Annotated in this window: 10 protein-coding genes; 8 read left to right on the forward strand and 2 right to left on the reverse strand. The window is 73.3% G+C overall.

Features of this window, described 5'->3' with window-relative positions; translation table 11 throughout:
• Positions 1-53 precede the first annotated feature (53 nt).
• From abc-f to BLV72_RS25855, 5 genes are all read left to right on the forward strand, one after another.
• On the forward strand, positions 54-1,700 hold the full coding sequence (gene abc-f / locus BLV72_RS25835; RefSeq protein ID WP_093465165.1) for a ribosomal protection-like ABC-F family protein: 1,647 nt from the start codon (positions 54-56) through the stop codon (positions 1,698-1,700).
• A gap of 9 nt (positions 1,701-1,709) precedes the next feature.
• Positions 1,710-2,369 (forward strand): histidine phosphatase family protein, encoded by a 660-nt coding sequence (locus BLV72_RS25840; RefSeq protein WP_093465167.1) that lies wholly within the window; start codon positions 1,710-1,712, stop codon positions 2,367-2,369.
• Between the two features lie 11 nt (positions 2,370-2,380).
• Positions 2,381-3,274, forward strand: a complete 894-nt coding sequence (locus BLV72_RS25845; protein ID WP_093465168.1) for an ADP-ribosylglycohydrolase family protein — start codon at positions 2,381-2,383, stop codon at positions 3,272-3,274.
• A 193-nt stretch (positions 3,275-3,467) separates the two neighbouring features.
• Positions 3,468-4,169 carry a ribonuclease HII gene (locus BLV72_RS25850; RefSeq protein ID WP_093465170.1) on the forward strand — a complete coding sequence of 234 codons (702 nt, stop codon included), beginning with the start codon at positions 3,468-3,470 and terminating at the stop codon, positions 4,167-4,169.
• A 68-nt stretch (positions 4,170-4,237) separates the two neighbouring features.
• Positions 4,238-4,897 (forward strand): hypothetical protein, encoded by a 660-nt coding sequence (locus BLV72_RS25855; protein ID WP_093465171.1) that lies wholly within the window; start codon positions 4,238-4,240, stop codon positions 4,895-4,897.
• 153 nt (positions 4,898-5,050) lie between these two features.
• On the opposite strand, the gene BLV72_RS25860 is transcribed toward BLV72_RS25855, so the two are convergent.
• A complete protein-coding gene (locus tag BLV72_RS25860) occupies positions 5,051-5,668 on the reverse strand; it encodes a hypothetical protein (protein WP_059141620.1) in 618 nt (205 codons plus the stop codon).
• Between the two features lie 228 nt (positions 5,669-5,896).
• Positions 5,897-8,062, reverse strand: a complete 2,166-nt coding sequence (locus BLV72_RS25865; protein ID WP_093465173.1) for a RecQ family ATP-dependent DNA helicase — start codon at positions 8,060-8,062, stop codon at positions 5,897-5,899.
• A 110-nt stretch (positions 8,063-8,172) separates the two neighbouring features.
• Here BLV72_RS25865 and BLV72_RS25870 point away from each other — a divergent pair, with 110 nt between their 5' ends.
• The 3 genes from BLV72_RS25870 to BLV72_RS25880 all read left to right on the forward strand — a co-directional run bounded on the left by BLV72_RS25870 (position 8,173) and on the right by BLV72_RS25880 (position 13,077).
• Complete coding sequence (locus BLV72_RS25870) at positions 8,173-9,726, forward strand: DUF4192 domain-containing protein (RefSeq protein WP_093465174.1); 1,554 nt, start codon at positions 8,173-8,175, stop codon at positions 9,724-9,726.
• Between the two features lie 254 nt (positions 9,727-9,980).
• Positions 9,981-10,742, forward strand: a complete 762-nt coding sequence (locus BLV72_RS25875) for an NUDIX hydrolase (RefSeq protein ID WP_093465176.1) — start codon at positions 9,981-9,983, stop codon at positions 10,740-10,742.
• 130 nt (positions 10,743-10,872) lie between these two features.
• A complete protein-coding gene (locus BLV72_RS25880; protein WP_093465177.1) occupies positions 10,873-13,077 on the forward strand; it encodes an ATP-binding cassette domain-containing protein in 2,205 nt (734 codons plus the stop codon).
• Positions 13,078-13,205: the final 128 nt, after the last annotated feature.

Here is a 13,205-nt window from a genome sequence, read left to right on the forward strand (position 1 = left end):
GGAGCGTGCGGTCCGGATGGCCCACGTGCTCGCGTGCTTGGAGGTACGCCCCTGTGCCCACGCAGATCTCACTCCGAGGGGTCACCCTGTCCCGGGGCGACCGGCTGCTGCTCGACGACGTGTCCTTCGCGGTCCGGCCCGGGGAGCGGGTCGGCGTCGTGGGGGAGAACGGAGCGGGCAAGTCCACCCTCCTGCGGCTGCTGGCCGGGAGCGAGTCACCGGACGACGGCGCCGTGGTGACGGTGGCCGACGGCGGCATCGGTCACCTCGGCCAGACGCCCGAGCTGCCCCCGGACCACATGGTGCGCGACGCGGTGGACGCCGCACTCGCCGAGGTGCGCGCCATGGAGCGCGGGCTGCGCGAGCTGGAGGCGGATCTCGGCGGCGGCGCCCCCGGCGCGCTCTCCGCATATGGTGATCTGCTGACCGCCTTCGAGGCCCGCGGCGGCTATGAGGCGGACGCCCGGGTGGAGAAGGCCCTGCACGGTCTGGGGCTCGGCGGCATCGGGTACGAGCGGCGGCTCGGCAGTCTGTCGGGCGGCGAGCAGGCCCGGCTCGGGCTCGCCTGCCTGATCGCCGCCGCCCCCGAGGTGATGCTGCTGGACGAGCCGACGAACCACCTCGACGGTGCCGCGCTCAGCTGGTTGGAGGAGGCGCTGCGGGGGCATTCGGGCACCGTCCTCGCGGTCTCCCACGACCGGGTCTTCCTGGAGCGGGTGGCGACCGCGATCGTCGAGGTGGACGCCGACCGGCGCACCCTGGTGCGGTACGGCGGGGGGTATGCCGGATTCGTCGCCGAGCAGACCGCAGCGCGCCGCCGTTGGGAGCAGGCGTACGAGGAGTGGTGCGCGGAGACGGCCGCGCTGACGGAGGCCGCCACGACCGTCGCACGGCGGGTCGCCCCGGGCCGCGGTATGAAGGACGGCAACAAGCTGGCGTACGACCGGGACAGGGGGCGTGTGCAGTCCTCGGTGTCCAGCAGGGTGCGCAACGCCAGAGAGAGACTGCGCAGGCTCCAGGAGGACCCGGTGCCGCGCCCGCCGGAGCCGCTGCGGTTCTCCGCGCTCCCCGCCGCGGGCACGGCGGACGGTGCGCTCATCGACCTCCACGACGTCCGCGTGGGGGAGCGGCTGGCGGTCGACCGGCTCACTGTCGCGGCCGGGGAGAGACTGCTCGTCCACGGTGCCAACGGCGCGGGCAAATCCACGCTGCTGCGGGTCATGGCGGGATGGGAGGAGCCGGATACGGGCCGGGCGACCCGCCGGGGCAGGATCGGCTATCTCGCCCAGGAGATACCGGCTGCCAGGCCCCGGGAGCGGCTGCTGTCGGCCTTCGGCCGTGGGCTGCCGGGGACACCGGAGGAGCAGGGCGCGCTTCTTCTGTCGTACGGACTGTTCCGTACGGACGATCTCCACGTCCCGGTGGGATCGCTCTCCGCGGGCCAGCGCCGGCGGCTGGCGCTTGCCCGGCTGCTGGCCCGTCCCGCCGATCTGCTGCTGCTCGACGAGCCGACCAACCATCTCGCCCTCGGCCTGGTGGAGGAGCTGGAGGAGGCGCTGGCCCAGTGGACCGGGGCGCTGGTGGTGGTGTCGCACGACCGGCTGCTGCGCAGCCGCTTCACCGGGCGCCGGTGCGAAATACGAGGAGGCCGGCTCATGACCCAGGAGGGGGATGCGGCAGCGGCCGCGGCCTCGATCTAGGGTGGCGCCATGGCACGACCCCGGCGCATCGTCCTCCTGCGGCACGGAGAATCAGAGGGGAATGTTGATGACTCGGTGTACGAAAGGGTGCCCGACCATGCCCTGAAGCTGACCGAGACCGGGCGCCGGCAGGCGACGGAGGCGGGCGAGCGGCTGCGCGCCGCTTTCGGTGACGAGCGGGTGTCGATCTATGTGTCGCCGTACCGCCGCACCCACCAGACCCTGAGGCTGCTCGATCTCGACCCCTCGCGTACCCGGGTCCGGGAGGAGCCGCGGCTGCGGGAGCAGGACTGGGGAAACTGGCAGGACCGCGAGGACGTGCGGAAACAGATGGCGTACCGCGACGCCTACGGACACTTCTTCTACCGGTTCGCGCAGGGTGAGTCGGGTGCCGATGTCTACGACCGGGTGGACGCGTTCCTGGAGAGCCTGTGGCGCAGCTTCCAGGACCCGGCACATCCGCCGAACGTCCTGCTGGTGACCCATGGGCTGACCATGAGGCTGTTCTGCATGCGGTGGCTGCACTGGAACGTCGCCGAATTCGAGTCGCTGTCGAACCCCGGCAACGGTGAAACACGGGCCCTGCTGCTCGGCTCCGACGGGCGCTACCACCTGGACCGGCCCTTTGAGCGCTGGTGCACCCCCAAGCCCTACGGCCGCACCGGTTAGAGTGCGCAGCGATGACCGCTGACCGTTTCCATCGGGCTCTTCGGAGTCTGCGCGGGCTGGCCGTGGGCGACGCCCTCGGTTCCCAGTTCTTCGTCCCCGCCAACTATCCGTTCCTCAAGCGCCGCGAGCTGCCGCCGGCCCCCTGGCAGTGGACCGACGACACCGAGATGGCCTGTTCGATCCTGGCCGTCCTGGTGACCCACGGCCGGATCGACCAGGACCATCTCGCCCGGTCCTTCGCCGACCACCATGATTTCGACCGGGGCTACGGCCCCGCCGTGAACCGGATGCTCCGCCTGATCAGGGAGGGCGGCGACTGGCGTGACCTGGCCGCCGGGCTGTTCCAGGGGCAGGGGTCGTGGGGCAACGGCGCCGCCATGCGGATCGCCCCGCTGGGCGCCTGGTACGCGGGCGATGTGGAGCAGGCGACGCATCAGGCGGAGATCTCGGCGTACACCACACATCAGCACCGCGAGGCCGTGGCGGGAGCCATGGCGGTGGCCGCGGCCGCCGCGCTGGTGGCGGATCCGGCGGGCCACGGCGGGCCGGAGGAGCTGCTGGACCGGGTGGTCGAGGTGGTGCCGCGCAGCGCGGTCCGGGCGGGGCTGCGCCGCGCCCGCGACATGCTCGACTACGCGGACGCCGGGACCGTCGCCGCGGTACTCGGCTGTGGCCGGCGCACCAGCGCCCATGACACCGTGCCGTTCGCCCTGTGGGCGGCCGCCCGCCACCTGGGCTCCTTCGAGGAGGCGTTCTGGCGGACGGCCTCGGCCGGCGGGGACGTGGACACCACGTGCGCCATCGTCGGGGGAGTGGTCGCGGCCGCGGCCGCCGGTGCGCCGCCCGCCGACTGGCAGGACCGCACCGAGGCGCTGCCGGAGTGGGTCCCGGCGCGGGCCGGCTGACCCCTCCCCGCGCGGGTGTGATGCGGTGGGTCGCCCGGTTTGCCTCACCGGCGAACCGACCCTCCACCGCGCCGTATTGAGTGGAATCGGCCACCCGGTTCACCGAGGAAGGGACCGCCCGGAGGAGCCGGGGACCGCTGCCGAGGATCCGGGTTCCGAACGCAGGTAAGAGCGGCGTAAGGTTGTCCTCGCCATGGCATATGAACCGCCCACCCACAGTGTCGAGCGCTCGCTTCGCGCCACGACGGGAGCCAAGATCGTCGTCGGCATCGACGAGGTCGGGCGCGGGGCATGGGCCGGGCCGGTGACGGTCTGCGCGGCGGTCACCGGTCTGCGCCGTCCGCCGACCGGGCTCACCGACTCCAAGCTGCTGAGCCCCAAGAAGCGCACGGCCCTGTCCCAGGAGTTGCACTCGTGGGTCACCGCGCACGCCCTGGGTCACTCCTCTCCCGAGGAGATCGACGGCCTGGGGATGACGGCCGCCCTCCGGCTCGCCGCTACGCGTGCGCTGGACGCGCTGCCGGTCCGGCCGGACGCGGTGATCCTGGACGGGAAGTACGACTACCTCGGCGCTCCCTGGGCGGTCCGTACGGTCATCAAGGGCGATCAGTCCTGTGTGTCCGTCGCCGCCGCCTCGGTGATCGCCAAGGTGCGCCGGGATGCGATGATGGCCGAACTGGGAGCCGAGCACCTGGACTTCTGCTTTGAGGACAACGCCGGATATCCGTCCCCCGTGCACCGCGCAGCCCTGCGGGAACTGGGACCCACGCCCCACCACCGGCTGTCCTGGGCCTATATGGACGGGCTGCCTCGCTGGCGGCACCTGAAGCGGGTCCGCAGCACCCCCGAACCGGTCGGGCTGGAGGACGAAGGCCAACTCGGCTTCGACTTCTGAGCAGACCAAGCGGTCAAAACCGCCACCCGCCGATGCGACTCGCACCGACGTTTGATAGACATCAGCCCATGCCTCTCATCCCCGAGGAGCCTCAGATTCACGAGAGTGTCCCGGGTCCCCGCGCGACACCGGCCGCAGGCCGCACCGCGCCGACCCCTCGTCCTGTCCCTGGTCCCGGCCCCCGGCCCGCACCGCGGCGGCCCGGAAGCCCCGGTCCCAACCGTGGCTCCGCCGGGACCTCGTCGGCTCAGTCGCAGCGCACCACGAGTGATGCGACGAAGCCCGTGCCGACCGCCCCGGCGGCTTCGGCTGCCAAGGCCGCCCCTGCCGCCACGAAGACCGGTCCCCAGCTCCAGCTGATCCCCGCCACGGTGGACGGCGCGCTGGACGCGGCGGACGAGGCGGTCGACCTGCTGCTGGATTCCGGCCGGGCCCCCGGTGACATCCTGGTGCTGACCACCGGGGAGCAGCATCCCTGGGCGGCGCATGAGTTGTCCTTCGGCGAGGCGTCGTACTGGGCGCAGCACGACGCCGGAGACGATGTCTTCTACGCCGGTGCGGATGCCGATCGCGCCAAGGGCCGCCCGGTCGTGGTCGTCGCCGTCAACGGCGGTGCGGACGACGTCGTGGCCGGCGCGCTGCCCGAGGCGATGGGCCGTGCCGGGACGCTTCTGATCGTCTGCGGCGACCCGAAGCGCATCAACGCCCTCATCGGTCCGGGCGCCTGAGGCCGCACGTCCCCGAACGCCCGGTGTCCGGCATGCTCTGTCCCCCGTGACGGAGCTGTCCGGCGCCCGGACGGACGGCGGTGGCCACGGGCGCCCCGCGACCGGTCGGGCGCGGGCGTCCGGCGACCGGTCGGACGCGCACCCCGCGACCGGTCAGACGGCGGCGGAGTGGCTCAGCGCCGTACGCGCTCCGAGGTGGGGTCGCGGCAGCGCCTTCGGGTCGCTGTCGCCCTCGACGGCCACGTCCAACTCGGTGGGCAGCGAAGCGGAGTGCGGCCGACGGCCGCCCCGCCCTTCGCCGAGGACCCGCCATCCGTCGCGGGTCAGCGTGATGTACGCGCCGCAGCGCAGGCCGTGCAGGGTGCAGGCGTCGCGCAGCCCCCACATCCAGGCGCCGTCCTCGTCCGTCCACCGGCTCTCGCCCTCGCGGCAGTAGAGCAGCACGGCGGTGCGGATCGGTGTGCGGCGCCGCAGATCGTGTGGGATCACCCGGCGCAACTGCGCCAGCAGCGCGTTCCGGAAGTCCCAGCCGTCGACGGCGGCGGCGCGGCGCACGAACGAGGCGCTCGCCGTGAGCCGTTCGTCCGGATCGAGGACCGCGACAACGGCGGTCGAGGGCGTCGGCAGATGGCGGCTGTGCAGTCCGGTGACCACCTCGCGGGGATTGCGCAGCAGCGGGATCCCCGCTGCCGCCCACTCGGCGGGCTGGAGCATCCGGCCGACCCGGGAAGCGGAATCGGTGGACGGTGGCGGAGCGAAGCCGAAGGTCACGGTCCTCCCTTCGTCTGCGCCCACGGTCCGTGCGAAGGGTCGGGCACGGGCGCGGGCCACGACACAGCCCCGTCGGACCACGGACGGACCGGGGGCGGGGGAGCTGTGGACAATTCTCGCGGTCGCGCCCGCGTGCGGCAATGAGCAGTTGGTCCCACTGACCGTTTTGCCTGGATGTGCGTTCTATATTCCTGACCGGTTCACGCCCCGCCGCGGCCCCGCTCGCCCCTACCCCTGCACGGCCAGGACCAGCGGAAACACTCCGGCCGCTCCGGCCCGGCGGAGCAGCCGGGAGGCGACGGCCAAGGTCCAGCCGGTGTCCGCCATGTCGTCCACCAGCAGCACCGGCCCACCCGCCTCGGCTAGGGCCGCCGCCAGCTGCGGAGGCACGGTCAGCGCGCCGTGCAGCGCTCGCAGCCGCTGGGCGCTGTTGGTGCGCGGCACCCGGGTGTCGAAATCGCCGTCGTGGTACGCGATGCTCCCGAGCAGGGGCAACCGGCCGACGGTGGCGATCCGCTCGCCGAGTGTCCCGATCAGCTGCGGACGGGTGCGCGAGGCGACCGTGACCACGCCCACCGGGCGGTCCGCGGCGTCCGGCGCGCCCGAGGCCCAGCCGCCGGGGCCCTTGGCCCAGTCGGCGAGCACCGTCACCACCGCACCGGCCACATCGTCGGGCACCGGGGTGTCCGGGCTCTGCGGGGCCAGCAGCGGCCGCAGCCGGTTTCCCCAGCCGATGTCGGAGAGACGGCCCAGGGCCCTGCCCGGGGCGGCCTGCTCATCCGCCGGAATGCGGCCCTTGAGGTCGACACCCACCGCGGGCAGCCCGGTCGGCCACATACGGCGCGGCTCCACCTCGACACCGGGCCGCCCCAGCTCGCCGCGCGCCGCGTCCAGCGAGGCGTCGGACACCTCGGTGGTGAACCGGGCCCCCGCGCAGTTGTCACAGCGGCCACAGGGCGCCGCCTTCTCATCGTCCAGCTGCCGCCGCAGGAACTCCATCCGGCAGTCGGCCGTCGAGGCGTACTCCCGCATGGCCTGCTGCTCGGCCTCCCGCTGGCGCGCCACCCACGCATACCGCTCCGCGTCGTACGCCCAGGGCTGCCCGGTCGCGGTCCAGCCGCCGCGCACCCGCCGCACCGCGCCGTCCACATCGAGCACCTTGAGCATGATCTCCAGGCGTGACCGCCGCAGCTCGACCTGGGGCTCGAGCGCGGGCAGGGACACCGGCCGGTCCGACGCCGCCAGCACCTCGAGGGTGCGGCGCACCTGCTCCTCGGGCGGGAAGGCGAGCGAGGCGAAATACCGCCAGATCGCCTCGTCCTCGCGGCCGGGCAGGAGCAGCACCTCGGCGTGCTCCACACCGCGCCCGGCGCGCCCGACCTGCTGGTAGTAGGCGATGGGGGAGGACGGCGAACCGAGATGCACCACGAAGCCGAGGTCCGGCTTGTCGAAGCCCATGCCCAGCGCGGAGGTGGCGACCAGCGCCTTGACCCGGTTGGCCAGCAGGTCCTCCTCGGCCTGCTGGCGGTCCGCGTTCTCCGTCTTGCCGGTGTAGGAGGCGACGGTGTGGCCGCGCTGCCGCAGGAACGCGGTCACCTCCTCGGCCGCGGCGACGGTGAGGGTGTAGATGATCCCGGAGCCCGGCAGCTCATCGAGGTGCTCGGCGAGCCAGGCGAGCCGATGCGCGGCGTCCGGCAGCGGCAGCACGCCCAGCCGCAGGCTCTCCCGGTCCAGCGGCCCGCGCAGCACCAGCGCCCGCGCGGTCCCTTCGCCGGTGCCCAACTGCTCGGCCACATCGGCCGTGACCCGTGCGTTCGCCGTCGCGGTCGTGGCGAGCACGGGCACGCCCTGGGGCAGATCGGCGAGCATGGTGCGCAGCCTGCGGTAGTCGGGCCGGAAATCATGGCCCCAGTCGGAGATGCAGTGTGCCTCGTCGACGACCAGCAGGCCGGTGGTGGCGGCAAGCTGCGGCAGCACCTGGTCGCGGAAGTCGGGGTTGTTGAGCCGCTCGGGGCTCACCAGCAGCACATCCACCCCGCCCGCGGCCACCTCCGCCTGGATGGTGTCCCACTCCTCGGTGTTGGCGGAATTGATGGTGCGGGCGTGGATACCGGCGCGCGCGGCGGCCTCGACCTGGTTGCGCATCAGCGCGAGCAGCGGGGAGACGATCACGGTCGGACCGCTGCCGCGCTCGCGCAGCAGCGCGGTGGCGACGAAATACACCGCCGACTTGCCCCAGCCGGTGCGCTGCACGACCAGCGCCCGGCGGCGCTCGGCGACCAGCGCCTCGATCGCCCGCCATTGATCCTCCCGGAGCCGGGCGGAGCCGGTGGTGTCCCCGACGAGGCGGGCCAGGACGCGGTCGGCCGAGGTACGCAGATCTTCGTCGCTCATGCCCCCATGCAACCCGATCCCGCCGACATCGCGCCAATGGTCCCGGCAGCCTGTGGATAACGTTATCCACAGGGGTGGCGGGACCGACGGGGCTGAGGGACCGTCGGGCCATGACTCGACACAACGAAGCGGCCGGCCTGCCCGGCGAAGAGCAGGTCACTCTCCGCAGCCCGGCCGAGCTCGCCGATGCCCTGCCCTATGTCCTGGGCTTTCAGCCGGACGACAGCATCGTGATGATCGCGCTGCACGGCTCTCGCGGCCGGTTCGGCGGCAGGCTGAGGCTCGGCATTCCCCGGATCCCGGAGGAGTGGCCCGAAGTCTGCGACCAGCTCGCCGAATGCCTGATCAGCGGCAGCGAGCGGCGTGGCGGGCGGCCGGACGGGGTCGTTCTGTTCCTGTGCCAGGAGCCTGCCGAGGGCGAGTCGGGGGAGGAGGCGATGGAGCGGCTGCGGCCCCTCGCCCAGCGGCTGCGCACCGCGTGCGGCGGGTTGGAGGTGCCGGTGTTCGAAGCGCTGTGCATCTCCGGCGGCCGGTTCTGGTCGTATGTCTGTCCCGACCGGCGCTGCTGCCCGCCGGAAGGCGTTCCGCTCGCCCTGCCCGGCACCTCGGTCATGGCCGCGGCGGCGACGTTCGCGGGGGTCCAGGTGCGCGGCTCGCTGCGGGAGATGGAGGCCAGGCTCGCCCCGCTCGGCGCACCCCGGGCCGACGGGCAGGAGCGGGCGCTGGACGCGGCCGGGGCCGAGCTCGTGCCGAGGATTCTGGACGGTGCTGGGTCCGCGACGGTATGTGCGCAAACCCTCGGTCTGGTGGGCCGGATGCTGGACACGTTCCAAGCCGCGCCGTCGGCTGCCGACGCGTGTACGGCTGATCTCCACGATGACCGGCTGCTCGACGATCAGGAGGCGGCCGCGGTGATCATCGGGCTGCAGGACCGGCGGACCCGGGACCGGGCGGCCGGGTGGATGGAGGAAGTGGACGCCGACGCGGCGCTGCGGCTGTGGCGCGCGCTGGCCCGTCGCTGCGTCGGCTCGTACGGGGAGCATGCGGCGGCACCGCTCACCCTGGCGGGCTGGGTCGCCTGGTCGTCGGGTGATGAGCTCACGGCACGAGTGGCGCTCGGCCGTGCCCTGCGGGTCGATCCCGACTATCTCTTCGCCAGGCTGCTGCACCAGGCGTGCAATGAGGGGGTCCCGGCGAAGCTGCTGCGCCAATGCCTGCGGCGGGAGGACTCCGACGGGGCCGACCGTGCCGAGCGTGCCGACCGTGCTGTGCACGCGGCGGTGCACGCGGAGTTGGAGAGGCTCGGCGACCTGGCGGACGCCGAGCCGTTGGAGACGGCCGGGTCTTCGGCCGCAACGGCCGAAAAGGTCGGAACCGTGGAGACGGACGGACCGGTCGAGTCGGCTGAGCCCGCCGAGCGGGCCACCCGCGCGGAAGCAGAGGAGCCGGCGGAGGCAGAGGAGTTGGCAGAGGCGGAGGAACCGGCGGAAGCGGAAGCCGAGGGAGAGCGGCAGTCTGCGCGGGAGTGGCCGTGCGGGACGGTGGGCCCGGGTGGAAAGAGTGGCCCGGCCGGGGCGGCTGCCCCGGGTGGCCGGCGCCGTCCGGAAGGGCGGCCGCGCGCCCGGCGCCGGACCGGTGGACGGGGGACGCGCAGCCGCCGCTGACGGACTGGCGGGGGAGCCATGGGGCGGGGGCCAGGGGCGACAGGGGAGCCCTGGGACGGAGGTCAGGAAGTGGACGGTGGACGGTCGGTGGGTGGTCCGGGGGCGCGGTGGTCCGGGGTGTTGGGGCGGCTCGGAGGCGTTCGGAAGGAGGTGCGGGATTCGTGCAGACGAGCGCTTGAGAGAGCGTTTTCCCGAACATTGGTGATCATGCTCAAGGGCCTGATTATCGTCAGGCAGACGACTATGATCGCGTCATGCCCTACGACCCGTCGGCCTTTCCGGCGTTCGCCGTCACCGTTGATCTGGTCGTGCTCACCGTACGGCGGCATTCGCTGTGTGCGCTGGCCGTGCGACGCGGGGAGGCGCCCTTCAAGGGGCGGTGGGCGCTACCCGGCGGTTTCGTGCGGGCCGATGAGGATCTCGCCGCCGCCGCTGCCAGGGAGCTGGCCGAGGAGACCGGGCTGCTCGCCCATGACCCCACGCTTCCGGTCCCTCCGAACGCCGCCCATCTCGAGCAGCTCGCCACCTACGGCGATCCGGAGCGGGACCCCCGAATGCGCGTGGTCAGCGTGGCGCACCTCGCGCTGGCACCCGATCTGCCCGCGCCACGGGCCGGAGGTGACGCGCACAGCGTGCGCTGGGCCCCGGTCGAATCGCTGCTCGACCAGGACGGGGCCTTCGGCCGCGACAGCGATCTGGCCGCCCCGCTCGCCTTCGACCATGCCCGCATCCTCGCGGACGGGGTCGAGCGCGCCCGCTCCAAGATCGAGTACTCCTCGCTGGCCACCGCCTTCTGCCCGCAGGAGTTCACGGTCGGCGAGCTGCGCCGGGTGTACGAGGCGGTGTGGGGCGTGGCCCTGGACCCGCGCAACTTCCACCGCAAGGTCACCGGCACCCCGGGATTCCTGGTGCCCACCGGCGGTACGACGACCCGTCAGGGCGGCCGTCCCGCCCAGCTGTTCCGGGCCGGAGGGGCGACACTGCTCAACCCGCCCATGCTCCGTCCCGAGGTGTGACGAGCCATGACACGACGAATCCACAGGGAGGGTATGTCCCGACGAAATAGGACATAGCGGGTTAACGTGCTCCGGTACGCCACCAGTCCCCACGTGCCATCGAGCGGTTCCATGCCCCGCGGGAGAAGCCATGATCCAGGCCACCGGACTGACCAGCACCCCCCGCCGCAACCAGCCCCCCGTTGTCGACGACCTCACCTTCGAGGCCCCGGCGGGCCGGGTCACCGCACTGCTCGGCGGCCCCGGCGCGGGCAAGACCACCGCGCTGCGGCTTCTGCTGCAGCTCGACCGGGGCCATGGCTCCGCCTTCTTCCGGGGCCGCCCCCTGCACCGCATCCGGCGCCCGGCTCATGAGATCGGCGTTCTCCTCGAGGACGTCCCCGGGCACCCCGGCCGCACCGTGCGGGGGCATCTGAGGATGCTCGGTGCCGCGGCCGGGGTGCCCGCCGCACGCGCCGATGTGGTGCTCGACGTGGTGGGCCTCACCGATCTGGCGGACGAGCGTCTCGGTGATCTGTCGACCGGGGCGGAGCGTCGTCTCGGGATCGCCATCGCTCTTCTCGGGGATCCGCACACCCTGGTGCTCGACGAGCCCGCACGGGGCCTTTCGGCCCGGGAGACCGCCTGGCTCTACGGGTTGCTGCGCCAATTCGCCGCCCAGGGTGGCGCCGTCCTCGTCGCCACCGAGGACGCCGAGGATGCCATCCGCGTCGCGGACCAGGTGCTCACCCTGGAGTCGGGCCGGCTGGTGGCCGATCAGCCGGTGGGCGAGTTCGCCCAGACCCGGCTGCGCCCCCGTGTCGTGGTCCACTCCCCGCTCGTCGGCCGGCTCGCCGCCGTCCTGGAGGAGGAGGTCAACGCCGCCCGTCAGCTGGCCGAGGCCAAGGCGGAGGAGGAGGCCCGGGCCGCGGCCGAGCTCGCGGCCAAGGCCGAGGCGGCAAAGGTCGACGCCGCCCCGTCCGACGTCGCCGAAGGCGTCGACGCCGCCAAGGGCGAGAGTGCCGCACCCAAGGTCAGGAAGAGGGCGCTCTGGCGCAAGGTCAGGAAGGCCCAGTCCGCCGCCCGGGGCGCCGCTGTCGGGGCCGAGGCGAAGAGGGCCACCGTGGAAGCCGCGGCCAAGGACAAGGTGGCCCGGTCGGACGACAAGGTGGCCCGGTCGGACGACAAGGTGGGCAAGTCGGACGACAAGGCGGCTCGGCCGAACGACAAGGTGGCCAAGTCGGACAAGGCGAAGAAGGCTGCCCCCGCCGCCTCTGTCCCCGCCCCCGCTGCCGAAGCCGATGCGGCCGCCGCGCGGACCGGGGCCGTGGCCGGGACCGAGGCCGAGGATGAGCCGGTCACAGCCCTCGCCGACCCGTTCTCCGTGGTGCGCGACGACGACACCCACATCTCCGTCTACGGCCTGTCCCCCGCCTCCGTCGGGGAGACCGCCTACCGCCACGGCATCGTGGTCCACCGGCTGGTCGAGGAGACCGCGGATCTGGGCCCGGGCGCCTCCGCGGGCGCCCGCGCCCGCGACCCCGAGGCGCCCCCGCTGCGCCTGCTCCCCAAGCTCCGCTTCCCCGGCCCCGCTTGGCCGATGCGCTACGAGCTGCGCCGCACCACCGGCGTACGGACCGGCTGGCTGATCGGTGTCGCCGCCATCGTCGCCTCCCTCCTCGCCTCCGTGCTGCTCGCCCGCGCGGGTGGCGTCGGGGAGCTGCACCGGCTCACCGGCTGGCCCGCCGACCTCCCGCTGCCTCCCGTGGCCATCGCGGCCGGCCTTCTGGGCGCCCTCGCCTTCGGGGACGAGTTCCGCTTTCCGGCACTCGCCGCGACCCGGGACGCCGTGCCCCGACGGCTCGGGCTGCTGGCCGCCAAATTCGCGGTCTGCGCGGCCGGTGCCGTCCTGCTGTCGCTCGGCGTCATCGTGCTCGACAGCGCGGCGCTCCTGCTGCTCGTCGGCGGCAGCGCGGTACCGCTGCCGGGCGACTGGCCGGAGTTGGTGGTCGCCGTCTTCGGGCTGACCATCGGCTCGTCGTGGGCCGGGCTGCTGGCCGCCGGAGTCTTCCGGTCCACCGCCCTCGGGCTGGCCACCCTGCTCGCCGTGCCGATCCTGGCGGTGCCGGTCGTCCAGCGTGCGGCGGAGGATCCCTCGCTGCGAACGCTGGCCATGCTGCCGCACCGGCTGCGCGCGGCGACGCTGGACCGGCCGCCGTCCATGATCGACCGAGGTCTGGCGGTCGCGCTGCGGCTCGCCTCCCAACCGGTGGGACAGGCGCTGATGTTGTCGGTCGCCGTTCTGCTGTGCGCCTACGCCCTCACCGGTCTGCGCGGCAGGAGCACCCGCCAGTAGCGCCCACCCCGGGCCGTGCGGCCGGGCCCGGCCGCCCGGCCGACCGGCCCGTGCGGAGCCAGTGGATCAGGCCCGAAGTGGATTCGCACACCCATAGCGCGAACTGCTCGCAACTCCCCGCAGCATGC

The organism is Streptomyces melanosporofaciens (assembly GCF_900105695.1).
Classification (GTDB): Bacteria; Actinomycetota; Actinomycetes; order Streptomycetales; family Streptomycetaceae; genus Streptomyces; species Streptomyces antimycoticus.